This window comes from Bradyrhizobium sp. NP1 (assembly GCF_030378205.1).
Taxonomy (GTDB): domain Bacteria; phylum Pseudomonadota; class Alphaproteobacteria; order Rhizobiales; family Xanthobacteraceae; genus Bradyrhizobium.
In genome coordinates, this window is the sequence record NZ_CP127385.1 from 1,911,103 (window position 1) to 1,936,500 (window position 25,398).

General features: G+C 65.4%; 26 protein-coding genes. 15 read left to right on the forward strand and 11 right to left on the reverse strand.

Translation table 11 applies throughout. The features are described 5' to 3' along the window. Nucleotides 1-156 precede the first annotated feature (156 nt). Entirely contained in the window at nucleotides 157-633 is a 477-nt protein-coding gene (locus QOU61_RS09180; RefSeq protein ID WP_289657784.1) for a MarR family winged helix-turn-helix transcriptional regulator, read from the reverse strand. 93 nt (nucleotides 634-726) lie between these two features. Between QOU61_RS09180 and QOU61_RS09185 the strand changes: the two genes are divergently transcribed. Then, nucleotides 727-1,095, forward strand: coding sequence for an antibiotic biosynthesis monooxygenase family protein (locus tag QOU61_RS09185; protein WP_289657785.1), 369 nt, complete (start codon nucleotides 727-729; stop codon nucleotides 1,093-1,095). A gap of 61 nt (nucleotides 1,096-1,156) precedes the next feature. Next, complete coding sequence (locus tag QOU61_RS09190) at nucleotides 1,157-1,642, forward strand: hypothetical protein (RefSeq protein WP_289657786.1); 486 nt, start codon at nucleotides 1,157-1,159, stop codon at nucleotides 1,640-1,642. A 248-nt stretch (nucleotides 1,643-1,890) separates the two neighbouring features. On the opposite strand, the gene QOU61_RS09195 is transcribed toward QOU61_RS09190, so the two are convergent. Continuing rightward, nucleotides 1,891-2,796: a LysR family transcriptional regulator gene (locus tag QOU61_RS09195; protein ID WP_289657787.1), complete on the reverse strand. Its 906-nt coding sequence runs from the start codon at nucleotides 2,794-2,796 to the stop codon at nucleotides 1,891-1,893. Between the two features lie 94 nt (nucleotides 2,797-2,890). Here QOU61_RS09195 and QOU61_RS09200 point away from each other — a divergent pair, with 94 nt between their 5' ends. Next, the gene (locus QOU61_RS09200; protein ID WP_289657788.1) at nucleotides 2,891-4,327 is read left to right on the forward strand and encodes an aldehyde dehydrogenase family protein; all 1,437 of its coding nucleotides are present in this window, start codon (nucleotides 2,891-2,893) and stop codon (nucleotides 4,325-4,327) included. A gap of 864 nt (nucleotides 4,328-5,191) precedes the next feature. Continuing rightward, complete coding sequence (locus QOU61_RS09205; protein WP_289657789.1) at nucleotides 5,192-5,848, forward strand: FMN-binding negative transcriptional regulator; 657 nt, start codon at nucleotides 5,192-5,194, stop codon at nucleotides 5,846-5,848. A 4-nt stretch (nucleotides 5,849-5,852) separates the two neighbouring features. Here the strand turns inward: QOU61_RS09205 and QOU61_RS09210 are convergent, their stop codons facing one another. From QOU61_RS09210 to QOU61_RS09220, 3 genes are read right to left on the reverse strand one after another with little or no spacing between them, the layout of a single operon-like run. Next, complete coding sequence (locus QOU61_RS09210) at nucleotides 5,853-6,032, reverse strand: hypothetical protein (RefSeq protein WP_289657790.1); 180 nt, start codon at nucleotides 6,030-6,032, stop codon at nucleotides 5,853-5,855. 11 nt (nucleotides 6,033-6,043) lie between these two features. Beyond that, complete coding sequence (locus tag QOU61_RS09215; protein WP_289657791.1) at nucleotides 6,044-6,433, reverse strand: hypothetical protein; 390 nt, start codon at nucleotides 6,431-6,433, stop codon at nucleotides 6,044-6,046. Between the two features lie 6 nt (nucleotides 6,434-6,439). Beyond that, nucleotides 6,440-7,231 (reverse strand): sterol desaturase family protein, encoded by a 792-nt coding sequence (locus QOU61_RS09220; RefSeq protein ID WP_289657792.1) that lies wholly within the window; start codon nucleotides 7,229-7,231, stop codon nucleotides 6,440-6,442. Between the two features lie 120 nt (nucleotides 7,232-7,351). Here QOU61_RS09220 and QOU61_RS09225 point away from each other — a divergent pair, with 120 nt between their 5' ends. Both QOU61_RS09225 and QOU61_RS09230 read left to right on the forward strand, forming a co-directional pair. After that, nucleotides 7,352-7,666, forward strand: a complete 315-nt coding sequence (locus QOU61_RS09225) for a DUF6166 domain-containing protein (protein ID WP_289657793.1) — start codon at nucleotides 7,352-7,354, stop codon at nucleotides 7,664-7,666. Nucleotides 7,667-7,687: 21 nt separating this feature from the next. Then, nucleotides 7,688-8,797 (forward strand): Zn-dependent alcohol dehydrogenase, encoded by a 1,110-nt coding sequence (locus QOU61_RS09230; protein ID WP_289657794.1) that lies wholly within the window; start codon nucleotides 7,688-7,690, stop codon nucleotides 8,795-8,797. Here the strand turns inward: QOU61_RS09230 and QOU61_RS09235 are convergent, their stop codons facing one another. The 3 genes from QOU61_RS09235 to QOU61_RS09245 all read right to left on the reverse strand — a co-directional run bounded on the left by QOU61_RS09235 (nucleotide 8,798) and on the right by QOU61_RS09245 (nucleotide 12,227). Beyond that, nucleotides 8,798-9,556 (reverse strand): GntR family transcriptional regulator, encoded by a 759-nt coding sequence (locus QOU61_RS09235; protein WP_289657795.1) that lies wholly within the window; start codon nucleotides 9,554-9,556, stop codon nucleotides 8,798-8,800. It lies immediately after the preceding gene. 86 nt (nucleotides 9,557-9,642) lie between these two features. After that, nucleotides 9,643-11,049, reverse strand: a complete 1,407-nt coding sequence (locus QOU61_RS09240) for an MFS transporter (RefSeq protein WP_289657796.1) — start codon at nucleotides 11,047-11,049, stop codon at nucleotides 9,643-9,645. Between the two features lie 242 nt (nucleotides 11,050-11,291). Next, a complete protein-coding gene (locus QOU61_RS09245) occupies nucleotides 11,292-12,227 on the reverse strand; it encodes a LysR family transcriptional regulator (protein WP_289657797.1) in 936 nt (311 codons plus the stop codon). Between the two features lie 106 nt (nucleotides 12,228-12,333). Between QOU61_RS09245 and QOU61_RS09250 the strand changes: the two genes are divergently transcribed. From QOU61_RS09250 to QOU61_RS09265, 4 genes are read left to right on the forward strand one after another with little or no spacing between them, the layout of a single operon-like run. Beyond that, nucleotides 12,334-13,956 carry an FAD-dependent monooxygenase gene (locus QOU61_RS09250; RefSeq protein ID WP_289657798.1) on the forward strand — a complete coding sequence of 541 codons (1,623 nt, stop codon included), beginning with the start codon at nucleotides 12,334-12,336 and terminating at the stop codon, nucleotides 13,954-13,956. A gap of 2 nt (nucleotides 13,957-13,958) precedes the next feature. Further along, nucleotides 13,959-14,738: an alpha/beta fold hydrolase gene (locus QOU61_RS09255; protein ID WP_289657799.1), complete on the forward strand. Its 780-nt coding sequence runs from the start codon at nucleotides 13,959-13,961 to the stop codon at nucleotides 14,736-14,738. Between the two features lie 34 nt (nucleotides 14,739-14,772). Then, entirely contained in the window at nucleotides 14,773-16,251 is a 1,479-nt protein-coding gene (locus QOU61_RS09260) for an MFS transporter (RefSeq protein ID WP_289657800.1), read from the forward strand. Nucleotides 16,252-16,308: 57 nt separating this feature from the next. Then, on the forward strand, nucleotides 16,309-17,508 hold the full coding sequence (locus QOU61_RS09265) for a M24 family metallopeptidase (protein ID WP_289657801.1): 1,200 nt from the start codon (nucleotides 16,309-16,311) through the stop codon (nucleotides 17,506-17,508). 27 nt (nucleotides 17,509-17,535) lie between these two features. Here the strand turns inward: QOU61_RS09265 and QOU61_RS09270 are convergent, their stop codons facing one another. Then, entirely contained in the window at nucleotides 17,536-18,291 is a 756-nt protein-coding gene (locus QOU61_RS09270; RefSeq protein ID WP_289657802.1) for an IclR family transcriptional regulator, read from the reverse strand. Nucleotides 18,292-18,549: 258 nt separating this feature from the next. Here QOU61_RS09270 and QOU61_RS09275 point away from each other — a divergent pair, with 258 nt between their 5' ends. Genes QOU61_RS09275 through QOU61_RS09295 form a run of 5 tightly spaced genes read left to right on the forward strand, consistent with a single transcriptional unit; the run spans nucleotide 18,550 to nucleotide 23,638 of the window. After that, nucleotides 18,550-19,563: an ABC transporter substrate-binding protein gene (locus QOU61_RS09275; RefSeq protein WP_289657803.1), complete on the forward strand. Its 1,014-nt coding sequence runs from the start codon at nucleotides 18,550-18,552 to the stop codon at nucleotides 19,561-19,563. Between the two features lies 1 nt (nucleotide 19,564). Next, nucleotides 19,565-20,371: an ABC transporter ATP-binding protein gene (locus tag QOU61_RS09280; RefSeq protein WP_289657804.1), complete on the forward strand. Its 807-nt coding sequence runs from the start codon at nucleotides 19,565-19,567 to the stop codon at nucleotides 20,369-20,371. Continuing rightward, on the forward strand, nucleotides 20,358-21,224 hold the full coding sequence (locus QOU61_RS09285) for an ABC transporter permease (protein WP_289657805.1): 867 nt from the start codon (nucleotides 20,358-20,360) through the stop codon (nucleotides 21,222-21,224). Before QOU61_RS09280 ends, QOU61_RS09285 begins: the two co-directional genes overlap by 14 nt. Before the next feature lies 1 nt (nucleotide 21,225). After that, nucleotides 21,226-21,936 (forward strand): isochorismatase family protein, encoded by a 711-nt coding sequence (locus QOU61_RS09290; protein WP_289657806.1) that lies wholly within the window; start codon nucleotides 21,226-21,228, stop codon nucleotides 21,934-21,936. Between the two features lie 34 nt (nucleotides 21,937-21,970). Then, nucleotides 21,971-23,638, forward strand: a complete 1,668-nt coding sequence (locus QOU61_RS09295) for an FAD-dependent oxidoreductase (RefSeq protein WP_289657807.1) — start codon at nucleotides 21,971-21,973, stop codon at nucleotides 23,636-23,638. Between the two features lie 21 nt (nucleotides 23,639-23,659). Here QOU61_RS09295 and QOU61_RS09300 read toward each other — a convergent pair whose 3' ends face one another. Further along, on the reverse strand, nucleotides 23,660-24,343 hold the full coding sequence (locus QOU61_RS09300) for a putative quinol monooxygenase (protein WP_289657808.1): 684 nt from the start codon (nucleotides 24,341-24,343) through the stop codon (nucleotides 23,660-23,662). A gap of 112 nt (nucleotides 24,344-24,455) precedes the next feature. After that, nucleotides 24,456-25,382 (reverse strand): alpha/beta hydrolase, encoded by a 927-nt coding sequence (locus QOU61_RS09305; RefSeq protein WP_289657809.1) that lies wholly within the window; start codon nucleotides 25,380-25,382, stop codon nucleotides 24,456-24,458. Nucleotides 25,383-25,398 lie beyond the last annotated feature (16 nt).

Genomic DNA, 25,398 nt, shown 5'->3' on the forward strand with positions numbered 1-25,398 from the left:
CCCTGGATGCGGTGGCCTTTCGTCGGGCGCATTTGGCGTCCGGTATGCCCTCAACAGCGGCGCAAAGGCGTACATCGCTGGAGGTCCGGGTCGGGCCATTTGCCGACATGCGAGTAACGACCGGCATTGGTGTAAAGGCGTATTCTGCTTGCTGCGCTACACCCGCTCTTCAGGTTCGTCCTTGCTCTCTAGTTTCTTCCGTAGTGCCGCGACGACACGGTGAACAGTTTGCAGGTCCTTGACGGAGAGCCCTTCCGAGAGGCCGTTGACCCAAGGCGCCTGCAATTCCATCGCGGTGTCGAAGGTACGCTTACCCTTGTCAGTCAAGACGACGAGTTGGGCCCGCCGGTGATGCGGATTTGCCTCGAATGCCACAAGCCCTTCGCCGTGCAGGTCATTGACGATCCGCTGCACGTTTTGGCGATTAGCTCCCAGATCGCGGGCGAGCCACGCGACGGGCTGGGGGCGCTCTGCCTCCACAATGGCGCCAAGGATCTGCCAGCGGGCGCTCGTCAGCCCAAGACCCGCCGCCAACCGATCGCCGACCGTTAAAAGTCGGCTGCTGAGCCTGAACAGGTCGAGCATGAGGTTGGTCAGGGCCTCGCCGGCTGGAGTTCGCTTGGTCTTTTTCATCTGTCACCATAAATCACTATTGACACCATGATGTCAAATTATTATGCTATCATACCACATTGGCATCATACAACCAATTGAAGGGAGCCATCCATGTCGCTGCTACGCCCGCTAGACCCTGCCTTTCCGATCGAACGTCAGCTCGGTATCGATACCGGGCCCGTCGTGCTGGTGAATGTCGTCACGCTCGACAAGGCCGACGAGCAAAGCTTCCTCGAGGTCTGGCAAGACGATGCTGTCTTCATGAAGCGCCAGCCTGGCTTCATCTCCACTCAGCTCCACCGCGCCATCGGCGAAAGCCCGACCTATCTGAACTATGCCGTTTGGGAAACGACCGCTGACTTCCGAGCAGCGTTCGCGCACCCTGAGTTCAGATCGAAGATCTCCGCCTGTCCGTCTTCCGTCGTCTCTTCCCCGCACCTGTTCCAGAAGGTTGCCGTCTCGGGTGTCTGCGTCGCCTAGGTCGCCGGGTATTACTCACGGCTCCGCAGTCAACAAACTTTCGGAAAAGGACAGGGAGACCATGACCAAGCTCCTCCATCCAGTAGCCGGCGCGGTCGCGCTTGTGACCATTGCGACCTTCTGGCTATCGACGGCGCTTAGTGAGTTGTTTGCATCAGACGCGAGCGTAACCGTGATCAAGACGGCCATACCGTGGGGCTTCCTGTTGCTGGTTCCGGCGCTGGCGGCGACAGGAGGCTCGGGCTTCTCGCTGGCAAAGGGGCGGCGGGCCGGACTCATCGGTGCGAAGATCAAGCGTATGCCGTTTATAGCCGGCAACGGCATCGTGGTTCTCATCCCGTCCGCACTGTTTCTTGCGTCCAAGGCGAAGGCCGCCGAGTTCGACACAGCCTTCTACACGGTGCAGACGCTCGAGCTGGTTGCCGGCGCGACGAACATCATTCTTCTCGGACTGAATATGCGGGACGGCCTCAAGATGAAGGGCCGATTCCGACCCTGTCAACGTGATCGCTCGAACAGCGCGTTGGGTGTGAAGCCAATGCTCTGAGGATCGCCCGGTGGCGGCATTAGCCAGAATTACAATTCCAAGCTCGATCCGCAGCGTCCCGGTTTATGAGTACACGCAGCGCGCCAGCCTGTGTCGTTATGGTGTACAGAGGCATCGAGCAGGCTCCCGTGATGCTGCCGATCGTCTGAGTCGGGCCGGCATCGGTCTAGAACGTTCCTGCTCAAAACTGTCAGCTGGAGAGTTCGGCTCCAAGGACATGCGTTGCGATCGCGGACTGAGGCGCATATTCAGCCCCGGGGGTGGCGACGCCGCTCCTGTATGAGGTCGATGAAGGCGCGCAGGCCTGCCGGCACATGGCGGCGGCCCGGGTAGTAGAGGCAAATCCCCGGGAATGGTGGAGTCCATTCTGCCAGCAGATGAACCAGGCGTCCTTCGTGCAAGTCGTCGGCGACCTCCCACTCGGACACGTACGCAAGCCCGCAGCCTGCGAGGGCCGCATCGCGGATCAGGCCGACATCGTCGAGCGTGAGCCGGCCGGAAACGTCCACCAGCACCTGCTCGCCGTCCTTCTCGAATTCCCAACGATAGACCGCGCCGCCGGGCAAACGCATGCGGATGCAGGCGTGCTCGGCGAGGTCGGCCGGTGCGATCGGAAGCGCCCGCCCGGCCAGGTAGGCGGGGGAGCCTACGATGACAAGGCGCTCGTCGCGCCCGAGCGCAACGGAAATCATGTCGGCGGGCACCTGCTCGGCGAGGCGGAAGCCGGCGTCGAATCCCTCGCGCACGATGTCGATCAGCTTCCCTTCGGTGACGATGTCGACTGACATCTCGGGGTAGCGCTTCAGATACTCGAAGACGATCGGCCGCAGGATCCGCCGCGCCGCTCCCGCCGAGGTGTTCAGTCGCAGCACGCCGCTCGGGGTGGAGCGGTGTTGATTGACCGTGTCGGCGGCGTCCCTGATCGCGGTCAGTGCTGGCGCGACCTGGGCCAAAAACTGCTCCCCGGCCGGCGTCGGCGAGACACTGCGCGTCGTCCGGTTGAACAGGCGCACACCCAGGCGTGCCTCGAGTTCGGCGATGGCCTGACTCAAGGCTGTGCTGGACAGTCCGAGTTCGGCGGCCGCGGCGCGAAAACTCCGGCGCCGTGCGACCGCCACCGCCGCCTCCAGCTCGATCAGTCGTCCTCGGCTCATTATCCCGATTTTCGGATCAATCCATCCAGCTTAATGCCACTAATCCAGGTCAATCGCCAGATCTATCTCCTCGGTACAAAACGCGGAGACATCAATGCGCACTATCGAGCACATCTACATCGACGGCCGCTTCGTCGAGCCCCACGGTCGCGAGCTGTTCGACCTGCATAATCCTGCGACCGGCAAGGTGATCGGCCGGGTGCGTCTCGGCGACGTCGAAGACGTCAACGCCGCAGTCGCGGCGGCCAAGCGCGCCCTGCCGGGGATGGCGCGTACCACGAAGGCGGAACGACTGCGGATGCTGGAGGCGCTGCACGTCGCGATGCGCTCCCGCGTCAAAGAGCTGCACGAAGCGGTGCTCGACGAATACGGCGCCCCCACCTCGCGCTCGGTCTGGATGGGCGACTACGCCGCCGACTCGTTCCTGGTCGCCGCGCGCACGCTCGCCGACTATCCGCTGCAGCGCGAGATCGGCGCGGCCCGCGTGGCGATGGAGCCGGTCGGGGTCGTGGGGCTGATCACGCCCTGGAACTCGAACGCCGGCTTCATCTGCAACAAGCTCGCTTACGCCATAGCCGCGGGCTGCACAGCGGTGATCAAGCCGAGCGAGATGAGCGCGAGCCAGACCGACGTGGTGCTGCGCGCCCTGCACGAGGCGGGCCTGCCCGCGGGCGTCTACAACGTGGTCAACGGACGCGGCGCCGACGTTGGCGCCGCGATCGCCGTCCACCCCGACGTTGCCAAGATCTCCTTCACCGGCTCGACCGCCGTGGGCAAGGCGATCGTGCGTGCGAGCGCGGACAGCCTGAAGCGGGTGACGCTCGAGCTCGGCGGCAAGTCGCCGACCATCATCCTTGATGACGCCGACCTGGACGCGGTGATCCCAGGCGTCATCGAGGCCGGCTTCATGAATTCGGGCCAGGCCTGCATCGCCGGGACGCGCGTGCTGGTGTCCGAGAGCCGCCGCGCCGGGTTCGAGGCGCGCCTGAAGGCGGCGATCGAGACGGGCGTGAAGGTAGGCGATCCACGCGATCCTTCGACCACCGTCGGGCCCATGGTGAGCCTTACCCAATGGGAGCGGGTCCAGCGCTACATCCACCTCGGCCTCGAAGAAGGCGCGCGACTGCTGACGGGCGGCGAAGGCCGGCCCGAGGGTCTTGGTAGCTATCTTGGCGGCTATTTCGTCCGACCGACGGTGTTCACGGATGTCAGGAACGACATGCGGATCGCGCGCGAGGAGATCTTCGGGCCAGTGCTTTCGATTCTCACCTATCGCGACGAGGACGACGCCGTGGCCATCGCCAACGACACCACCTATGGCCTCTCGGCCTACGTCTTCGGCGGTCAGGCGCGAGCGGAGCGCGTCGCCGACCGTCTCGAAAGCGGCCGCGTCGTGATCAACGGCGCCGCCCACGAACCGCTGGCGCCATTCGGTGGAATGAAGCAGTCCGGCCTGGGCCGCGAGAACGGCGTCTTCGGGCTGGACGCCTATCTGGAGCCGAAGACGTTGCTCGGTGCGAGACCTGCCTGACGAATACGCGCGTCTGCCCGACGGGCAGGCCTGCGCATTTTGCGGCTGCCTGCTGGCTTCGGAGGTCCTGGCGGTGACTGAATCGGCGTGCGCGCAAAAGCCGAATTGATCCGAGGATTCAACGTGATTTGGGTCGTCCAGTCCTGCGCGCAAAAATATTCTGCTTGTTGCGTCGGGCAAATCAGTGGCTTTCCTCGGCGCGTCCTGCCTCGATCAGAGGGGCGTTGCGCATCGTCACGAACGTTGGAGCAGGATGCGATGGACGCTTTGGCATCAACTGACGAGTGATGCCAGGGCGGACGGCGAAGTCGTGTGGTCCTGATGCCCCGACGCTGGCATCAAGTTCGCGAGAGGCAAGCTCTCGCTGATGACGGTGGCAAGAAAGCCCGGTCACCGGGGAGAGCGCGAAGGAAACCGTTAAAACCAATCGCGCAGGGAAGGCCGGATGATGAGGCCAAACCTGTGGTGACTAACTCGTGTGCTTTTTTGTTGCACGCGAGGCTGCGGGTGCGGCCAGCATCCGGCTTTCCCTGCGCCCTCTTCTTCAATCGAGGGTGATGTTTCGCAGAACTCGGGCCGATCACGCCGCGGGAAGGCGGACTTGTGTCCTCTCTTCGTCATGCCCCGCGAATGCGGGGCATCCAGTATTCCAGAGGCGTCTCAAACAAGCTCAGCCGTCTCTGGAATACTGGATCGCCCGGTCGAGCCGGGCGATGACAGCGCAGTAGCTGTTTGACAACTGAATAGAGTCTGGGACGCGCTCACGGATCTCATCGGTCCCGCGGGCGGTGTCGCGGCGGATGGGAAACTCAGCTAGGTTAACTGCCCATCAAGAAGGCGCAATGCACAGGGCAGGGGCGGGCGATGCATATTCTGAGACCTCAGTTTCGCATGGAGGAGCAGGCCGCGCTGCAATTCGCTGCCGAGCGGGGCTTCGGCGTCCTCGTCGCTTCCGACGCGCAAGGCCCGCGCGGCTCGCATGTGCCCTTCATCCTGGTAAGGCGCGACGATCATGCTGTTGCGCAGGTGCATCTCACCGCGCGCAACCCGCTGGTCGAACTGGCCGACGGGGTGAGGCGCTTCCTGCTCATCGTATCCGGCGCCGATTGCTACGTGTCGAACGACTGGTACAGCTCGGTCGACAACGTCTCGACCTGGCTGTATGAGGCGGTTCATCTCTCGGGTGTCGGCTACCTGCGGGAGCTCGGCGATAATCGCGCGCACGGCGACAAGCTGCTTGCGGTCTCCGAGGCGCGGCTGCCGAAACAGCCGTGGTCGCTGGCGAGCATGGAGCCGGCCAAGCGCGAGCAGATGCTTTCCGCGATCCGTGTCATCGACATCGTCGTCGACCAGATCGAAGGCCAATCCAAGCTCAACCAGCACAAGATCGACGCCGACCATGTCGCGGTCGCCAACCAGCTTGCGCGATCGGAGAACTCGGCGAGCCGGCAACTCGCATCCAAAATGCGTTCGTTAAGGCCACATCTCGCCTATGATTTTCCGAATTCAGTGGACGGCTGAGGGCCTATCGGTCGGCGCGGCGGGTCACTTCGGGGAAGACCCACATCGCCGCAACCATGAAGGGCGCGAGAAACAGGATCGCGATCTTCGGGCCATGCATCCCGATCGAATTCTCGTAGAAGTAGCCGGCGCACGCGACCAGCAGGACGATGACCGACAGCGCTGTCTTGATCGGGAACGGCATCGGCGGATCCTTTAGGACAGAGAGAGGTGGAGCGGGGCGGGCAACAGCGCGATCGCGGCAAGCTGGACTGCGCCGAGCAGGGCGAGGCCGCCGCGGCTGTCACGCCAGCCGTTCGGTATGATGGTGAAGATCGATGGCACGAACAGGAAGATCAGCCCGCCGAAGATGACGATCGACGTCCAGCGCAGCGTCTGACCGGCATAGAGCAGCACCTCGGCGAGCAGCAGGATCAGCAGCACGAGGTTGACCACGACCAGCGCCATGCCGGGCAGCCCTGCAAGCGCGCGGGGCCGCGCGCTCAGCGGAAACATGCCGGCGATGGTGAAGAAAGCGAAGCAGCAGGCGGCGAAGGCCGCGGCGAACACGGCAAGCGCCACTCCATTGGGCTCGATGCCGGACACGGTCGCCTACTCCGCCGGAACGCCGCTCGGCGCCGCATCGAGCCGCGGCGTGCGCGCGGTCTTGCGCATGGTGCGCTTGATGAACCGCGTGTCGTAGCCGTTGAAGAGGTGGCCGAGCAGGCCGCGGTCGAGATCGGAGGTGCCGAACAGCCAGTCCATGATCGGGAAGGTCAGGTTCATGTTGCGCTCCATCATGATGGACTGGTCGTGATGGGCGGTGTGATGCCGCCGGATCGTGTTGACGAAAGGCATGGTGCGGACGAACCAGTTCTCCTCGACATGGCAGCAGAAATGCATGAACTCGTAGATCAGGTACATCGACGTCGTGGTCGAGATCAGAAGCCATCCGACGTTGGGCGAGATGATGGTGCCGGCCACGATCGCCAGCGGGATCGACATCAGTGTGAAGGTGGCGAGCGCGTAAGGCGGAAAGAACGTCACGCGCCAGTCATGATGGTCGGCGAAGCGCATCTCCTTCTCGGTGAAGAACTGGTGATGCATCAGGGTGTGACGGTTGTAGATCGCGCGGAACGCCTTGATCTGCGAGGGGCGGTGCATGACGAAGCGGTGGATCCACCACTCGAAGAAGTTGGCGCCGACGAAGGTGACGGGAACGATCACGAGTTCCCAGGCGCGCAGGTCGCGGATGTTGGCGAGGTAGATATAGAGGGCGGTGAAGCCGATCGTGTAGATGATGAAGACGTGCAGCCAGCCGTTGTACCAGCCGGCAACCCGCTCCCGGTAGGTTTCGCGGTAACGGCGCTGGCGATCAGACATGGGGGTCGATGCAAGTTCCATCCTTCGTCTCCTCGGGCCGCCAAAATCGGTTGTCCCATCGCGCGGTCAGTGTAATATATCACTAATCTATCAACGGTCAACGCGCTCGGTGGGGCGGACCGGAGGGAGGAGGGCTCGGCCATGAAGACGTTCTGTGGGGACCGCACCATCGACGGGGTCAAGGTGACGGTGGACGGCCGTCCGCTCGACCAGCGGCTCGACCTCCACCGCTACACCGGCAACGGTTTCGAGTGGAGCTATGAGGGGCCCGAGCCGCGTCAGCTATCGCTGGCGATCCTGGCCGATCATCTCGGTGACGCGGCGCGGGCGCAGGCGCTGGTCGAGCCGTTCATGAAGGCGGTGGTCGCCAATTTCGGCAATGAATGGGAGATGAGCTCGGCCGATATCGACGCGGCGCTCGCCGCGCTCGAGAAACGCCAGGGTGCTTCGCGGTAACGGCGGGCAGGGGGATTGGACGTGACGCTCCGGTACAAGGCGGCCGTGCTGCACGCGCCGAAATCGCCGCTCGTCGTCGAGACGGTCGAGGCAAAGGAATTGGCCGCGGACGACGTGCTGGTCCGCATCAAGGCGGTCGGGCTCTGCCATACCGATCTCGAGGTGATCGAGGGCTCGCTGCGCAACCCGATGCCGATCGTGCTCGGCCACGAGGCGGCCGGCATCGTCGAGCAGGCCGGTCCCAGCGCCCGCGGCGTCGCGGTCGGCGACCACGTGGTGCTGTCATGGAATCCGCATTGCGGCCACTGCTTCTACTGCGACCGCGACCTGCCGATCCTCTGCGAGCCGTATCTGGCGCAGGCGCCGCTGGCGGTGCAGTTCGACGGCCACAGCCGCGCGCGGCTTTCCGACGGCCGCGATCTCAAGCACCTGATGTATCTCGGCGCGCTCGCGGAATACTGCATCGTGCCGGCGCAGCAGGCGATCGTGATGCCGAAGGAGCTGCCGTTCGAGCACGGCTGCCTGATCGGCTGTGGAATCATGACCGGCGTCGGCGCGGCGATCAATGTCGCCTCGATCCACTATGGCGATGCCGTGATGGTGATCGGCTGCGGCGCGGTCGGCTTGGCGGCGGTGCAGGGCGCGCGGATGGCGGGCGCGGCCACCATCATCGCCGTCGATCTCGCCGATGCCAAGTTGCAGATGGCGCGGCATCTCGGGGCGACCCACGCCATCAATGCGTCGAGGGAGGATGTGATCGCCGTGTCGAAAAAGCTGACCGGCGGGCGCGGCGTCGATGTCGTGCTGGAATCGGCGGGAAGCGAGGCCGGCTTCCGCGCCAGCATGGAGGCGGCGCGCCCGGGCGGCGAGGTGATCTGGCTCGGCAAGACCGACGTCGAGAGCCAGGTCGCGTTTCGCTGGGGATCGCTGATGCAGGAAAAGCGCATCCGGCGTTCGAGCTATGGCGGCGCGCGGCCGCTGCGCGACTTCCCGATGCTGGCGCGGGCGGCGCTCGAAGGCACGCTGCACCTGGAGGAAATGATCACCGCGCGGATTGCGCTCGAACAGGTCAATGAAGGGTTTGACGCGTTGCGGCGGGGGGCTGCGATCCGCAGCGTCGTGATATTCTGATCAGGTCTCGATCGTCTTGCGGGCAAAGCTCTCGATGTAGTCGATCAGCCGATCGGAGGCCTTGCCTGCGGCGTCCGCATCGCGCGCGGCGATCGCTTCCGCAAGCTCGGCGTGCAGGCGCGCCGAGAGCGGCAGGTCGCCCGCTTCGCGGTAGTGCTGGTACCAGAAACGCCGCGACAGGCCGTGCATCAGCCCCATCGCGCGCGCCGCGAATTCGTTGCGCGCGGCATGGCTGACCAGCTCGTTCAGCGCGCGGTCGAGCCGCATGAAGGTCATGTCGTCGGCCTCGTCGGAGGCGCGGCGCATCTCCCGAGCGATGGTGGAAAAGCGGGTGAGCTCCTCAGGTGTCGCGCGCTCGGCGGCGCCGCGCGCCATCAGCCGCTCCAGCTCGCGCCGCACTTCGAGCAGGCGCATCTGGGTCTTGAGGTTGATCTGCGAGACCAGGATACCGCGCCTTGGCAGGATCACCACCAGCCCGTCCCGCGCGAGCCGCTGCAAGGCCTCGCGGATCGGGGTGCGGCCGATCGACAATCGTGCCGCGAGCGACTGCTCGGACAGGATGGTTTCCGGCGGCAGCTTCAGCGTGACGATCAGCTCCTCGATCTGCCGGTAGGCGCGATCGGTGAGCGTTTCATCGTCGCGCTCGCCATCGGCGGCCGCGGTGCCGCGGTCAGGAGCAGCCCGGCGGACCCTGGTGCTTTCCCGGGTCCGCTCCGTCTCGGCGCTGCGAGCGCGCCCGGCGCGTCTGTCCGCGGCCATCTGCCGTGATTCTCCCTTCTCGTCGGCACGATATTTCACGCATGACGGGAAGGGTCAATCCGACATCGGGCAATCGGCCGGACCCGTCAGTGCGAGATGCTTTCGAGCGTTCGGCCCCTGGTCTCTTCGCCGAGCACCAGCACCACCAGCGCGGCGAGCGCAAACGCGCCGGCGCCGAGCGCGAACACGCCGGATTGGCCGGCCGCCGGCAGGATGAAGCCGATCACCGATGGCCCGATCAGCGAGCCGATGCGGCCGATCGCGGACGCAAACCCGGTACCCGTCGCGCGCACCTGCGTCGGGTAGAGCTCGGGCGTGTAGGCATAGAGCGCGGACCACATGCCGAACGCGCAGAACTGCATGCAGAGGCCGGCGACGATCAACTGGGTCTGGTCTGCGGCCCCGCCGTAGAAGTAGCAGGAGATCGCCGCGCCGAGCAGCGTGCCGATCAGCGTCGCCTTGCGTCCGACGCGCTCGATCAGGTAGGCGGCGGTCAAAAAGCCCGGCACGCCGGCGAGCGAGATCAGGATGGTGTAGAAGACGGACTTCGTGATCGGAAAGCCCTTGGCCTGCAACAGTGCGCCGAGCCAGGTGGTGAGACCATAGAAGCCGAGCAGCGCGAAGAACCACAGGCACCACAGCATGACGGTGCGCCTGGCATAGGCCGCCGAAAACAACGTGGCGAGCCCGTAGGACGAGCGCGTATCGACTGGATGCGGCACAGCTGCAGGCAATGGCGCGCCGTTCAGGCGCTCGGAGACCTTTGCCTCGATTCCCGACATCACCCGTTCCGCCTCGGCGGCATGGCCGTGGCTTGCCAGCCAGCGCGGCGATTCCGGCACGTAGCGGCGCACGATCAGGACGAAGATCGCGGGGATGCCCTGCAGGATGAACACCCAGCGCCAGTCGGCAAAGGACAGCACCACATAGCTGAGGATGCCGGACGCGATGAAGCCGATCGGCCAGAAGCCCTCGAGCAGCGCGATGTAGCGGCCGCGCTGCCTGGCCGGAATGATCTCCGACACCATCGACTGCGCGACCGGAAATTCCATGCCCATGCCGAAGCCGAGTAGCACGCGCGCAGCCGCAAGCGTCTCGACCGACGGCGCAAGCCCGCAAAGGATGCTACCCGCGCCCCAGAAGATCATGCTGACCTGGAACACCCGCGCGCGGCCGAACCGGTCAGCCAGAAGCCCCGCAGAGGCGGCGCCGATGAACATGCCGAGGAAGCTCATGCTGGAGAGCAGGCCGGCCTGCGCGGTCGAGAGGTTGAAGGTCTGGCGGATCGGGCCGAGCACGAAGGTCAGCGCGCCCAAATCCATGCTGTCGAAAAACCACGCGGTCGCGATGATCGCGAAGATGCCGCGCTGGTAGGAGGTCATGGGAAGCCGCTCGAGGCGGCCGACGATGCCCGAGACGCTTGCTGCCGACGCCGCGGAAGAAGCGGTGCGCGCCCCGATGTCGATCGCGCCGCCCGTAGACAAGCTGCTCATGAAAAGCCTCCCCGTGTTCCCCGAATTAGGCGTTTTCGCCTTTGTATATAACTGAGATATTACTGATATCCGATAGAAGTGCAAATGGTTTGGCCGCGCGCATGGCTTGCGGCGTCGCGATCTCCATTTTCGGCACGAGGCCCGCCGGCGGAATCAGGAAGGTGTGCGCCGCAGCGCGGCAATGCGTTGGCCGAGAGCTGCTACGTGCGAAGGCCGATGCGCTGGCGGCAGCGGGGCTGGCCTTAGCGTGGTCGGGCTTTTCGACGGCGCGCGCGCCTGGGCGGAGCAGGCCGCGCCTCGGTGGTTCGGATGATGCCGTCCGCGATCAGGTCGCGGCAGATGTCCTTGAGCGCGGCCGCCGTCTCGCGTGTCGCGCGGCTGATTGGACGCCCGCGCGGCAGCGCCAGCACGCGCTCGGCGCGAAGCCAGGGCAATAGCGTTGCCGACAGCTTGCCGGCCTCGACCTCCTGATGGATGCCCGAGAACGGCAACAGCGCATAGCCGAGTCCCAGGGCTGCGATGCCCTTCATCGCCGCGCTGCTTTCCACCCGCAGCGAGAACGGCACGGTATCGGGAAAGGGAGTGCGGCTGAGCGGTACAATGGCGCGTGGCAGGCGCTTGAACTCGCCTTGCGTCAGCTTGCCACGTTTGAGCAGGGGATCGCCGGGCGGGCCGATCAGGAAAACCTGCTCGACAACCAGCGTTTCGTACAAAAGATGATCGTTCTCCTCGGGCCTAGTGACGATCGCAAGGTCGACCTCCGCGCGCAGGAGACGATCGGTCATCGCTTCCGTCAGTCCTTCGCTCAATTCGAGCCGCACGCGCGGAAAGCGATCGTTGAACAGGCGCGCGAGCGGCGGATAGAAGATGTCGGCGAGACTCGACGGCGCGCCGAGCCGCACCGTGCCGCTCGGCTCGCGGTTCTCCGTGCGCACCTCGACCTTGATGTCGTCGACGACGCCGAGCAGCCAGCGCCCGCGTTCGAGCAGCACCTTGCCCGATTCGGTCACCGCGACGCCGCGGGCGCCACGCTCGAGCAGTGGTCCGCCCAGTTCATGCTCCAGCTGCCGGATGTGGCGGCTGAGCGCGGATTGCGCGACGTTGAGCGTGCCGGCTGCGGCGACGAAGCCGCCGCGCTCGGCCACCGCCACGAAATAACGAAGCTGCCGCAGGTCCATAACGCGCTCCATCTCAAGTCGAGATGGAATCCATATCAAACATATTCTTGTGAGATGTCAAAAACGGAGCAGGCTATGACGCAAGGAAATCAGGGAGTGAACGACCATGGCCACGCATCCGGAGGCGCCTCGCCGGACATCCATATTCATCGTCGGTGGCGGCCCCGTCGGGCTCGCGATGGGCCTCTTGCTCGAGCGCTTCGGGATCGACGCGGTGATCGTGGAAAAAAGCCCGACCACCACCGATCATCCCAAATCGCGCGGCTGCTGGGTCCGCACCATGGAGCTTTTCCGGCAATGGGGCATCGAGCAGGCGATCCGCGATCGCGGCCTGCAGGATTCCTCCGACATGTTCATCCAGGTCGAGAGCATCGCAGGCCGCGAGATCAGCCGTTCGCGGCCCGAGCCCAATCTGGGCCAGACCCCGGCCTGGAAATGCCTGGTGGCGCAGGATGCGGTCGAGGAGGAGATCTACAAGGTCATCGCGCATTCCAACCTCGTGCAGGTGCATTTCTCGACCGAATTTGTCGGCTTCGAGGAGGTCGAGGACGGCGTGATCTGCGAGGTCCGTTCGATCGACACCGGCCGCAGTGAGTTCTGGCACGCCAAATATCTGCTCGCCTGCGATGGCGCGGGCAGCCAGACCCGACGCGCCGCGGGCATCGAGATGATCGGCCCCGCGACGCTCGCCGTCGTTCTCAATGAATATTGGCGCGGGGATTTGTCGCGTTTTCCGCTGGCGCGCGAGGCCGCCGGCTATCAGGTCTATCCGAAGAAGCCCGGCATGCCGAGACGGGCCACCATTCTCAACACCAACGGCCGGGACAGATGGCTGTCGGTGATTCAGCTCGGCGAGCAGAAGGACGAACGGCCGCAGCCCTGGACCGACGCCGAGACAATCGAGATCATCCGCACCATGGTCGGCGTGCCCGATCTCGACGTGACGCTGCTCAACCGCTCGATCTGGCGCATGAGCAAGCAGGTCGCGTCGCAGTTCTGCAAGGGCCGCGTGCTCGTGGTCGGCGACGCGGCGCATCGCTTTCCGCCGACCGGCGGCTTCGGGCTGAATTCCGGCGTGCAGGACGCGCACAACCTCGCCTGGAAGCTCGCTTACGTTCTGCGCGGAGCGGCTTCGGAAAAACTGCTCGACAGTTATGACGTCGAGCGCCGGCCGGTCGCGCAGTCGAACGCCGATTTCAGCTACGGCAACATGATCCGCTTCCGGCGCATCGACGATGCGGCGCGCTCGGAAAACGAGGATCGCATTCGCTTCTGGGTCAACGACCTCGACAATCATCTGCACAGCATCGGGCAGGCGCTCGGCTTCTCCTATGAAGAAGGCGCGGTGATCCCGGACGGCACGCCGCGCGGCGGGCATCTGACGCGCTATTACACGCCGTCCGACCGTCCGGGCGGGCGCTTTCCACATCTGTGGCTCGACATGGCGCGCAAGCACTCGACGCTGGACTGGTTCGACAAGGAGTTCACCGTGGTCGCGGGCCCGCTTGGGGCGGAATGGTTGGAGGCCGGCCGCGACGTCTCGGCCAAGCTCGGCCTGCCGCTCAACCTGCAGCAATTGCCGAACGCGCATCCGGCCGACGGCATCCAGATGGGCCCGCGCGGCGCCGTGCTGGTTCGCCCCGACGGCCATGTCGCCTGGCGCATGCCCTACATCCCCTCCGATCCCGCGCGCGAGCTCGCCGGCGCGCTGCAAACCGTGCTGCACTAGCCATGGACACGATCGCAGCCAACGGCACGACGATCGCGTTCAAGCGAAGCGGCAAGGGACCACCGCTGCTGCTCCTGCATGGCGCCGAGGCCGACCATTCGATGTTCGATGCGTTCGGCAAAGAGCTCGCGCCGCATTTCACCGTGATCGCCTACGACCAGCGCGACTCCGGGGGCACGCGCAATCCGCCCGCGCCGTACGGCCTCGATGTTCTGGCGGATGATGCCGCCGCATTGATTGCGGCGCTGGGCCATCGCCGTGCTCATGTGTTCGGCACCTCGCTCGGCGGCGCCATCGCGCAAGTGCTCGCGGTCCGCCACGCCGACCGCGTCGATTGCCTGGTGCTGGCAAGCAGTTTTCGTGTGGGTACACAGGTGTCCGCGATCAATCCGGCGGGATTTCCGAAGTTCGCCGAGCTACGCAGCCGCTTGCCGGACTCCTTGCCCGAATTCGCCGAATATTTCTTTACGCGCGAGTACCTCTCGTCGCATCCAGAGGCGCTGAACATCTTCAAGGGCAACACGCGCACCGCCGAGCAACGGCGGCGGCGCGGCGTCATCCTGGCGCAGCCGATCGCGATCGACCTCGGCACAATCACTGCGCCGACGCTGGTCCTCGCCGGCAGCGAAGATCGCCTGATTCCGCCTGATCATACGTTGTCGCTTGCGCGCGAGATTGCGGGTGCGCGCGCTGCGAAGATCGCAGGCGTCGGCCATGTCGGAACGATCCAGAACCCGGCGGCGGTGGCCGCGGAAGTCGTGGCGTTCTTACAGAATCAATAATCAAAAAAGAGACGGATCATGAGGGAGAAAGACCATGGGGACCGAACGACAAGATCTCGTCGCCGCTTATGACCGCGCGCCGCTCGATGCCCGTTACTTCGCTACCGTCGGGCTGACCATCGCGACCAGCGTCTTCGATTATTTCGACTACTATATTGTCGGGTTCCTCGTTGCGGTGCTGGCGCCGCAATGGCACCTGACGTTTGGGCAGACCTCGGTGATCCTGCTCAGCGCCGGCGTCGGCGCGATTGTCGGCTCGCTGGCGTGGGGCGCGCTGGCCGACCGGTTCGGGCGCAAGACGCTGCTGGTCGCCGGCGTCACGCTGTGCGCACTGAGCTCGGGCTCCGTCTCGTTCATTCCCGACGGCGCCTGGATCGGTTTCGCCCTGCTTCGTTTCTTTGTCGGATTCGGGGTCGGCGCCGCCACCTCGGTCCTCCTGCCGCTGATCGTCGAATACACGCCGACGCGCCACCGCACGCTCGTCACCAGCGCGACCACGATTCCTGTCTCGCTCGGGATACTGACAGCGTCACTGCTGGCGGCGACGCTGTTGCACCAGATCGGTTGGCGCGGTCTTGCCGCGCTCGGCTTCATTCCGCTGGTGCCGGCGGTGCTGATTGCGTTGATCGTGCCGGAATCGGTGCGCTGGCTGGTCTCGCGCGGGCGGCATGCCGAGGCGCGCCGCATCGTCGCGCGTGCGCTCAAGGTCTCGCCGGATACGCTAGGTGAGCCTCAGAATGGACCGGCGGGCACAAGCGTGCCGAGCGTGGGCTTCTCGGAGCGGTTCCGGGAGCCAAGGCTGGTCGTGCTCACGGTCATCGTCTGGTTCGGCGCCAGCACCGCCAATTATGGCGTCTTCCTGTGGGGACCGACCATCGTTGCACTGCTGATGGGCGTTTCACCGAGCGAGGTCGCTCACCTGTTCGTCGTCGTCAGCCTGACCGGCATGCTCGGGCGCGCCATATTCTCCTTCCTGCCGCACTGGATCGGACGCCGCCGCTGCGGCGAGATCATGGGCTACGGCATCGCGCTGTCGCTCGGCGCGGCGGCGCTGTTCTTCGACAGGACGCTGTTCGGCTACCCGGCTTTCCTGGTATTGCTGATCCCGGCGGCGATGTTTTTCGACGGCGGCTTTTCCAACATCGCGCCCTATTCGGCGGAGATCTTTCCGGTTCGCTTGGCTGCACGGGGGGTCGGGCTGGCGCAGGCGGCCAATGGCGTCGGCAAGATCACCGGCCCGCTGTGCCTTGCCTTGATCGCGGGCGCCTCGAACCTGATCACACCCAAGGCGACGATCGACGCGGTGACGCCGGCATTTCTGTTCCTGGCCGGCTGCGGTCTTGCGATCGGGCTCGCCTTCAGCTTGCTCGGCGTCGAGACGCATGGCAGGCCCCTCGCAATGGAAGGTGACGAACGGCCATCTCCGGCGCACATTAAAGAAAGCACGGGAACAGGCGAACGCGGGCGAATAGGCGAGGCTGAGGCCGTTGCGGCGCGCGCCCCGCTCTCCTAGCTAATCCAAGATTGGTAGCTAACCCAAGGCTGGCGTCAAAATATAAGGAAACGCGTCATGCAGGACAGCGTCAAGACCCAGACCGCCGTGCGCGGCATTCCGTTCGACACGGGCAAGCTCGACAGGCTGATGGAAGAGGCGGGCATCGACGTGCTGCTCGCCACCTCCAAGCACAATGTGCAGTATCTGCTTGATGCCGAGCGGGCGATCTTCTTCGACTACATGGACGCGCTTGGCATATCCCGCTATCTGCCCGTGGTGATCTATCCCAAGGGCGCGCCCGACAAGGCGGCCTATATCGGGCATGGGCTCGAGGCGCATCAGCGGCAGGTCGCGCCGCCCTGGGTTCCCGAGGTGCAGGCCTCGACCAGCGGATCGCTCGATGCGATCGCGCTGGCGGTGCAGGCCATCCGCTCACGCGGCGTGCCGGCCAAGCGGATCGGCGTCGAATTCCCCTTCCTGCCGATGGATGCCGGCAAGGCGCTGCAGGATGCTTTTCCGGACAGCCAGATCAAGGATGCGCTTTACGTGCTGGAGCGCCTGCGTGCGATCAAGACCCCGGCCGAGCTCGCCAAGCTGCGCAAGGCCTCCGAGCTCGTGATCGAATCCATGCTCGACGTGATCGCCCATCACGGACCCGGCACCACCAAGCGGCAGATCGTCGAGGCGCTCAGGGTTGCCGAGGTCAATCGCGGGCTGACCTTCGAGTACTGCCTGATCGCGAGCGGGACCAGCCACAACCGCGCGCCTTCCGAGCAGCGCTGGGAAACCGGCGACGTGATGTCGATCGATTCCGGCGGCAACTATCACGGCTATATCGGCGATCTCGCGCGCATGGCGGTGCTGGGCGAGCCGGATCGCGAGCTGAAGGATCTGCTCGCCGAAATCGAATCCGTGCAGCGCGCGGCCTTTGCCGTCATCAAGCCGGGCGTACCGGGCGGCGAGATCTACACGGCGGCGGAACGCGCCATGCAGAAGATGAGCGAGCGCGACAACAGCGAATTCCTCGCCCACGGCATGGGCCTGGTCAGCCACGAGGCGCCGCGCCTCACCGCCACCGGGCCGGTCCGCTATGATGCGGCGGATACGAGCCGCCCGCTCGAGCCCGGCATGGTGGTTTCGGTGGAGACCACCATGAAGCATCCGCGCCGCGGCTTCATCAAGCTGGAGGATACGGTCGCGGTGACGGCTGATGGTCACGAGATCTTCGGTGAGGGCGGCCGCGGCTGGAATATCGGCGGCACCGCGCTGCGCTGAACTTCCCGGCGCGCGCGACGGCGCCGGTCAGCGCGCAAGCGACAGCAGCTCGCGCGACAGGTTGGCCGCCGTTTCCTGCAAAAGCGTCGCGCAATGCTCGCGCTCGTTCTGGTTCAGCCATTCCGAGACGAAGGCGGTGCTGATCGCGGCAAGCGGATGGCGCGCCGCGTCGCGGATCGCGACGCCGATGCCGCTGATGCCTTCGCGAAACAGCCCGTCGTGAAGCGCATAGCCGCGGCGCTGGGCAAGCGTGTAAGCCTCGCGAAAGCCTGCTTCGTCAAAGCCCTTGCGCTGCCGGTAGCGGCGGATATTCGCCGCGATAATACGCTGCGCCTCCTGTTCGGGCAGCGCGGCGAGGATCGCCATGCCGCCGGCGCCCGTGCCGAGCGCTTCGCGCGTGCCGACCTGCAGCACCAGGGTCTGGATGCGGTCCTGCGGTTCGTGCCGCGCGACGCACACCGCGTCGTCGCCGACGCGCAGCGTCAGGTAGATGGTCTGATCGATGTCTTCGGCAAGCCGGGCGAGCGCCGGATCGGCGATCCGCTGCAACGGATGCCTCACCATCGCCGCCAGTCCGAGGCCGACGAGGTCGCGGCCGAGATAAAACTGCGCGTCGTCGTCGCGCTCGATCCAGTTGGAATCGGCGAGCAGCCTGAGCACGCGGTGAATGGTCGGCCGCGGCAGGCCGGTCCGCGTGACGAGATCGCGCAGCGACGCGCCGCGAGGTGCATCCTGGGCGATGGCGCGCAGCAGCAGCGCGGCACGGTTGAAGCTGCCTGCCATGGCGCGATCCCGCTGCGATTTGGCCGTCCTTCCGTTTCGTACGGACGCCTGCATCTCCGCCATAGAACCCTCATGCCGTGACTGATCAATCCTGTCCGATATTCGGACAGTTTTCAAGCGATGGACGGCCCGAAATCTGCGCGCTCTGGCCGCATATTTGACCCCTTGACGCAAACTTCGTGGAGCGATCTAGTTGTCGCACGGAGAAAGAAAGTCCGATAATCGGACATCGATAGCAGCCGGACAGGGATGGCAATCATGACAGCGAAGCGGCGATCGGCATGGGCCTTGCGGGCCGCAACGTTCCTTGCGTCGCTCGTCATCGCGCTGGCGCCGACCGCGCCACGCGCTCAGGAGCCGAAGAAAGTCTCGCTGGTCGAGACGGTCCATCACATCTTCTTCTCGCCACTCTACCTGGCCGACGCGCTCGGCTATTTCCGCGACGAAGGCATCCGCGTCGACTACACGGCCTCTCAAGGCGGCGACAAGGCGATGGCGGCGCTGTTGTCGGGCGAGATGGACATCGCGCTGGTGGGACCGGAAGCCGCCATCTATGTCCAGGGCAGCCAGTCGCCCACCAAGGTGAAGATGTTCTGCGGCCTGACGACCTCGGACGGCACCTTTCTGGTCGGTCGCGACGACAAGCCGCTCGACTGGAAGGATCTCAAGGGCAAGACGATCATCACCTTCCGTCCCGGCACCACGCCGGCGCTGTTCCTCGACGAGGCGCTGCGGCGGCACGGCCTCGACCCGGCCAAGGACGTCAACCTGATCAGCAACATCGGCATTCCCGCCCGGCTCGGCGCGTTCCTGAGCGGGCAGGGCGACTATGCGACGTTCTTCGAGGTCGACGTCTCGAAGCTGGAGCGCGAAAAGAAGGGCTTTGCGCTCGCAAGCATCGGCCAGACGGTTGGACCGATCGACTATACCGCCTTCGTCGCGACGGACGCCTACATCGCCAAGAACCCGGAGATCGTTCGCGGCTGGACCCGGGCGATCAGCCGGTCGCTCAAATGGATTGCGGGCGCCTCGCCGACCGAGGCTGCAAAGCTGCTCACGCCATTCTTTCCCGGCGTTCCCGTCGAGCTGATCGAATCGGCGGTCGAGCGACAGCGCAAGGCCGGCCTCTGGAAGGCGACGCCGGAGATCCGTCCCGACGCGATCGAGGCGTTGCAGAAGCTGCAGGTGATGGGCGGCATCCTCAAGGAGGCGCAGAAGGTCGCCTATGACGGTGTGGTGACGCCGCAATTCTTCGCCGCCGGGGCCAGGTGACGTGGCGGCGGCTCGCGAACCGGGAACGCGGACGGCGGCGAAGCTGGCGTTCGAGAACGTTTCGCTGAGCTATTTCACCCCATCGGGCGAGACGCGTGCGCTCGATGGCGTCTCGTTCCGCATCGCGCCGGGAGAGATCGTCAGCATCGTCGGGCAGTCCGGCTGCGGCAAGAGCACGCTGCTGTCGCTGCTCGCGGGGCTGATCGCGCCGACCAGCGGAACGGTATCGATCGACGGCGCTCTGGTGCGCGGACCGTCCACCGCCGTCGGCTTCATGCTGCAGCAGGACACGCTGTTCGAGTGGCGCACGATCCTCGATAACGCGATGCTGGGTCCTGAGATACGCGGGCGCGATCGCGCCGCGGCGCGTCTGCGCGCGGAAGCGCTGCTCGATCGCTACGGCCTGCGGGACTTCAAGCAGCATTTGCCGTCCCAGCTCTCCGGCGGGATGCGGCAGCGCGCCGCGCTGGCGCGCACGATGTGCCTCGATCCGGGCATTCTGCTGCTCGACGAGCCTTTTTCGGCGCTCGATTTCCAGACCAGGATCGCGATCTCCGACGAGATCGCGCAGATCATCCGCGGCGAGGGCAAGACCGCGATACTCGTCACCCACGACATCAACGAGGCGGTCGCGATGGCTGATCGTGTCCTTGTGATGTCGCGCCGGCCCGGACGGATCAAGTCCGAACACGCGATCGATTTCGGCGCAGTGCCGCGCGAGCGGGCTTCGAGCCTCGAACTGCGCGAGCTTCCCGTTTTCAACCAGGCCTTCCAGGCGATCTGGAAAGATCTCGATGTCCATGTCTGAGGCAAAGACGGTCGGCGATCTCGCCGCGGCGGCGCCCACCGGCCCGGTCGCGAGCCCGGCCTATCGACGCTGGCAACGCGCGCAGCGCCGCCGCCGCCTGATCGTCGTGGGCTCGCAGCTCGGCCTCGTCGCCATTCTTCTCGTGCTTTGGGAAATCTCGGCGCGGATGCTGTGGGTCAATCCGCTCTTGACCAGTTATCCTTCCGCGGTGGCGCGCAGCATGATCACACTGTTCCAGGACGGCCTGCTGCTTCGCCACACCTGGGTCACGCTGATGGAGACGCTCACGAGCTTTGCGGCCAGCACCGTGCTCGGCGTGATCCTGGCGATCTGGCTGTGGCTTGCGCCGACCGTCCGGCGCGTGCTCGATCCGTTCCTGATCGTGGCCAATGCGGTGCCGAAGATCGCGCTGGTCCCGATTTTCTACATCTGGCTTGGACCTGCGCTGTCGATCTACGGCATTGCGATCGCGGTTGCGGTCTTCATCGTGCTGCTGATGGTCTATACCGGCTTCGAGCAGACCGACAAGAACAAGGTGAAGCTGATCCGTGCGCTCGGCGGCTCGACCTGGCAGGTGCTGCAGAAGGTGGTGTTGCCGGCCAACCGGAGAGTGATCATCGCCGCGATGAAGGCGAATATCGGTCTGTCGCTGGTCGGCGTCATTGTCGGCGAATTCCAGTCCGCCAAGGCCGGCCTTGGTTATCTGATCGTCTATGGCAGCCAGATCTTCCAGATGGACATGGTGATGTCGGCGGTCGTCATCCTCGGCGTCATCTCGCTGGTCCTGTTCGTCGGCATTTCCTCGCTGGAAAAGTGGACGAACTACGCGCATTTCACCGAAGTGGAGAACTGACATGCACAAGATCGCGATCTCGGATGAAGTGATGCAGCGCGTCGCGCTTCGCCGCGGCGGTCCGAAGCTTTACGGGCGCGTGCAGGGACCGCGTGCCGCGCTGGTCGTGATCGACATGCAGAACGCGTTTCTGCTGCCGGGAATGCCCGCGGAGGTGGCTGGCGCGACCGACATCATTCCGCAGATCAACCGGCTGGCCGAAGGCTTCCGTCGCGCCGGCGGCACGGTCGTCTGGATCAAGATGACGATCGACAGGGAGACCGAGAGCTGGAGCACCTGGTTCGAGTGCTTCATGAAGCCGGACCGGCGTGCCGCGATGCTGCGGGAGCTCAGCCCCGGCGGCAAGGGCCACGAGCTGCACGCCGACCTTGCGGTGCGCGACCAGGACGTGGTGCTGCAGAAGACGCGCTACAGCGCCTTCATCCAGAATTCCTCCGATCTCGATTCCGTTCTGCACGAACGCGGCATCGATACCGTCGCCATCGCCGGCACGCTCACCAATGTCTGCTGCGAGGCCTCGGCGCGAGATGCCATGATGCTCAACTACCGCACCTTCTTCCTGTCGGACGCCAATGCGACTCATTCGGACGCCGAGCACAATGCGTCGCTCGCCGCCGTCATGCAGTATTTCGGCGAGGTGCTCTCGACCAGCGAACTGCTGGAGCGGCTCGACGGTGCGCAGGCCCAGCCGCAGCGCGTCGCCGGCCGATGATTCAATTGTTTCTTGACGTCAATAAGAGGCAGCCGTGTCGGTCACTCAATCAAGCGTTCTGATCGTCGGGGCGGGTCCGGTCGGGCTGACACTCGCGATGGATCTCGCCTGGCGCGGCATCGATGTGGTGATCGTGGAGCGGCGCGCGGCCGGCGAGCCGCCGAGCGTCAAGTGCAACCATGTCGCGGCGCGCTCGATGGAGATCTTTCGCAGGCTTGGCGTTGCCGATGCGTTGCGCGGCGCCGGCCTGCCGGCCGACTATCCGCACGACGTCGTCTATCGCACCAGCGCGACGGGGCAGGAATTGACGCGGATCGTCATTCCCTCGCCGGTGGGGCGGAAAGCCGGCGAGCGCGGGCCGGATACCGACTGGCCGACGGCAGAGCCACCGCACCGGATCAACCAGATCTTCCTCGAACCCATTCTCTACGCTCATGCGGCGGCGATGCCGCAGATCCGGATCGTCAACCAGGCCGACGTCGAGAGTTTCGAGCAGGATGACGCAGGTGTCACGGTGCGCGCGAGAAGCCTTGCCGGCGGCGAACCGCTGGCTTTCTTCGCCCGCTTCTTGATCGGTTGCGACGGCGGCCGTTCGCTGGTGCGCCGACAGATCGGCGCCGGCATGATCGGGGACGCGGTGGTGCAGCGCGTGCAGTCCACCTATTTGCGTGCGCCCGATCTGCTGCATCGGATGACGCGCCCGCTCGCCTGGGGCAATTTTTCGCTGAACCCGCGGCGCTGCGGCAACGTCTACGCGATCGATGGCCGCGAGACCTGGCTGGTGCACAACTATCTCAACGACGACGAGGCTGACTTCGATGCCGTCGATCGCGACTGGGCCATTCGTACCATTCTCGGCGTCGGTTCGGATTTTTCCTACGAGATATTGTCGAAGGAGGACTGGTTCGGTCGTCGCCTGATCGCGGACCGCTTCCGCGACCGGCGCGTCTTCCTGTGCGGCGACTCCGCGCATATCTGGGTGCCGTTCGCCGGCTATGGCATGAACGCCGGCATCGCCGATGCCGCGAACCTCGCCTGGCTGCTCGCCGCCCATCTCAAGGGGTGGGGCGATGCGGCTGTCCTCGACGCCTATGAGGCCGAGCGCCTGCCGATCACCGAGCAGGTGTCGCACTTTGCCATGAACCACGCGCTGGCCGTGGCAAAACATCGCCGCGAGGTGCCATCCGATATCGAGGATGCGGGCGCCGAAGCGCTGCGCCGGTCCATCGGTGCCAGGGTGTATGAGCTCAACGTCCAGCAATACTGCTGCGCCGGCCTGAACTTCGGCTACTATTATGACCGGTCGCCGTTGATTGCCTATGACGGCGAGCCGCAGCCGGCCTACGGCATGGGGACGTTCACGCCATCGACCGTGCCGGGCTGTCGGCTGCCGCACTTCTTCCTGCCCAGCGGCCGCTCGCTGTATGACGCGTTGGATCAGGACTACACGCTGCTTCGCAGCGACCGGGCCATCGACGTCGCGCCGCTACGGCGCGCCGCCGCAGCGCTTGGTTTTCCGCTCGCGCTGCTGGATATGGATCCCCCGGAAGACATGCGCGGCGTGTTCGGCCACGCGCTCTATCTGGTTCGCCCGGACCAGCACATCGCATGGCGTGGCGACAAGCCGCCTGCGGATGCGGCCGTCCTGATCCGGCGGGTCTCGGGCCGTGCTGTGCCGCCGGGCGTGCTTGCTGCGGAATAGTCGATCGCGTGAGCGACGCGATTACTTCCCGGCTAGGCGGTAGATCCGCTCGTCGTAGAGCGCGCCCATCATCGGCGAGAGTTTCTGCCGGAATTCGCGTGTGGGCGCGGCGGCTGAATGTCTTGCCCGCGCCGGCTCATCCTTCCATTGCTCCACCGTCGTGAAGTGGTTCGGACGGTTTGCCTGCCGAAGCACCTCGTGGGCGGCATTGCCGTCTTCCTTGCTTGTTGCGTCGAACAGCGTCTGAAGCAGCGCTGTGGCGGAATCGGCATATTGCGGGGCGACGTCCACATGGGTGAGCACGTAGAGAGTTCCGGAACGGCCTTCATCCGCGCTGACGCGCAGCCCGCTCAAGATCCTTTCGTCCGGCGGCGCAGCCGCAATCTTCTCGAATTTGGCACGGAATTCGTGGGCGCCTGGTCCGCTCTCGTGGGCGTCCAGCGAGGCCTTGTTGTCCCAGGTCTCGAGCAAGGCAAATCGCGCCGGCCGGCCGAGCTCGCTCAGCACCTCCAGGCGAAGGTTGCCATGTTCGCCGCGCCCGGCGTTCCGGTAGGCGATCAGCAGCCCGGCACCCGCGTCGCTTTGGCTCGGCAGCAGCTCGACATAGGTCACCACATAGACGCGCTCGGCCTGACTGTCGCTGGCCGCGAGTGAAGGGGTGGTGAGAAGTGCCATCGCGGCAAGGATTATGGCTTGCGATCGCATCGTGCACCTGTTCCGGCGCCGGCATGGCGCGCCGCAGGCTAACGTGGGCGTGAGCGCCCAGCAATCGTCGCCCGTTCAAAAGGAGCGGCGTGGCAGCCGCGCACGGCGCGCGTCATTGCGCGGTCCGGCGCAGCCAATCCGTCATCGCCACATGCTCGGCCTGTGCCGCCGTACAAAGTGCCCGCGCACGAACAAAGCCGTGAATGAGGCCGAGGCCCGGACGGAAGGTCACCGCGACGCCCGCGGCCTCGAGGCGACCGGCATAGGCATGGCCGTCGTCGCGCAGCGGATCGTGCTCGGCGACCACGATGAAAGCGGGCGGTAGCCCGGCAAGCGAAGCGGCCTTGATCGGCACCGCGAGCGGATTGGCGCGCTGCGCGGGTTCGGGGCAGTACTGGTTCCAGAACCAGATCATCTCGGCCGCCTTGAGGTACGGCGCCTGGGCCTCGCTATGGTACGAGGGCCGCTCGAAATTCACGTCGACGCAGGGATAGATCAAGAGCTGACCGCGCAGCCGATGCGGGCTGTCGCGGAATGCGAGCGTCATGGCGGCTGCGAGATTGCCGCCGGCGGAATCGCCGCCGACGAAGATCGCGTCGGGACTGGCGCCGATCGCGGCGGCGTTCTCGAACGTCCAGGCAACCACCGCGCGACAATCGTCGACTGCGGCGGGGAATGGATGTTCCGGCGCGCGGGCATAGTCGACGCTGATGACGACGCAGGGGGTATCGGCGGCGATCGCCGCGGTGATGGAATCGTGGCTGTCGATGCTGCCGATCACCCAGCCGCCGCCGTGCATATAGACGAGCGCGGGCAGCGGGCCCGGTGCGCGCGGCCGGTAGATGCGGATGCGCACCGGGCGGGGAGCGTCGATGACGCGGGTTTCGTCGGCAAACCCGTCAGGGTAGGGCATGCGCGCGGCCGCGGACAGCCGCTCGACCCGCTCGCGCCAGGTCGCAACCGGCAGCGACAGCACGGGCTCGGGCCAGGCTTCCGCGAGGCGCGCGATGAAGGGAGCGAGTTGTGGATCGATGGCCATGTCAGCTTCCTCTTCG

Coding starts and splice junctions, on each gene's coding strand:
- QOU61_RS09210 (WP_289657790.1), bottom strand. CDS start 6,032: ATGCCGTTCCCGATCAAGACAGCGCTGTCGGTCATCGTCCTGCTGGTC.
- QOU61_RS09195 (WP_289657787.1), bottom strand. CDS start 2,796: ATGAGCCGAGGACGACTGATCGAGCTGGAGGCGGCGGTGGCGGTCGCA.
- QOU61_RS09300 (WP_289657808.1), bottom strand. CDS start 24,343: ATGCGATCGCAAGCCATAATCCTTGCCGCGATGGCACTTCTCACCACC.
- QOU61_RS09225 (WP_289657793.1), top strand. CDS start 7,352: ATGAAGACGTTCTGTGGGGACCGCACCATCGACGGGGTCAAGGTGACG.
- QOU61_RS09200 (WP_289657788.1), top strand. CDS start 2,891: ATGCGCACTATCGAGCACATCTACATCGACGGCCGCTTCGTCGAGCCC.
- QOU61_RS09235 (WP_289657795.1), bottom strand. CDS start 9,556: ATGGCCGCGGACAGACGCGCCGGGCGCGCTCGCAGCGCCGAGACGGAG.
- QOU61_RS09260 (WP_289657800.1), top strand. CDS start 14,773: ATGGGGACCGAACGACAAGATCTCGTCGCCGCTTATGACCGCGCGCCG.
- QOU61_RS09180 (WP_289657784.1), bottom strand. CDS start 633: ATGAAAAAGACCAAGCGAACTCCAGCCGGCGAGGCCCTGACCAACCTC.
- QOU61_RS09275 (WP_289657803.1), top strand. CDS start 18,550: ATGACAGCGAAGCGGCGATCGGCATGGGCCTTGCGGGCCGCAACGTTC.
- QOU61_RS09205 (WP_289657789.1), top strand. CDS start 5,192: ATGCATATTCTGAGACCTCAGTTTCGCATGGAGGAGCAGGCCGCGCTG.
- QOU61_RS09240 (WP_289657796.1), bottom strand. CDS start 11,049: ATGAGCAGCTTGTCTACGGGCGGCGCGATCGACATCGGGGCGCGCACC.
- QOU61_RS09220 (WP_289657792.1), bottom strand. CDS start 7,231: ATGGAACTTGCATCGACCCCCATGTCTGATCGCCAGCGCCGTTACCGC.
- QOU61_RS09285 (WP_289657805.1), top strand. CDS start 20,358: ATGTCCATGTCTGAGGCAAAGACGGTCGGCGATCTCGCCGCGGCGGCG.
- QOU61_RS09190 (WP_289657786.1), top strand. CDS start 1,157: ATGACCAAGCTCCTCCATCCAGTAGCCGGCGCGGTCGCGCTTGTGACC.
- QOU61_RS09245 (WP_289657797.1), bottom strand. CDS start 12,227: ATGGACCTGCGGCAGCTTCGTTATTTCGTGGCGGTGGCCGAGCGCGGC.
- QOU61_RS09265 (WP_289657801.1), top strand. CDS start 16,309: ATGCAGGACAGCGTCAAGACCCAGACCGCCGTGCGCGGCATTCCGTTC.
- QOU61_RS09290 (WP_289657806.1), top strand. CDS start 21,226: ATGCACAAGATCGCGATCTCGGATGAAGTGATGCAGCGCGTCGCGCTT.
- QOU61_RS09250 (WP_289657798.1), top strand. CDS start 12,334: ATGGCCACGCATCCGGAGGCGCCTCGCCGGACATCCATATTCATCGTC.
- QOU61_RS09305 (WP_289657809.1), bottom strand. CDS start 25,382: ATGGCCATCGATCCACAACTCGCTCCCTTCATCGCGCGCCTCGCGGAA.
- QOU61_RS09185 (WP_289657785.1), top strand. CDS start 727: ATGTCGCTGCTACGCCCGCTAGACCCTGCCTTTCCGATCGAACGTCAG.
- QOU61_RS09255 (WP_289657799.1), top strand. CDS start 13,959: ATGGACACGATCGCAGCCAACGGCACGACGATCGCGTTCAAGCGAAGC.
- QOU61_RS09270 (WP_289657802.1), bottom strand. CDS start 18,291: ATGGCAGGCAGCTTCAACCGTGCCGCGCTGCTGCTGCGCGCCATCGCC.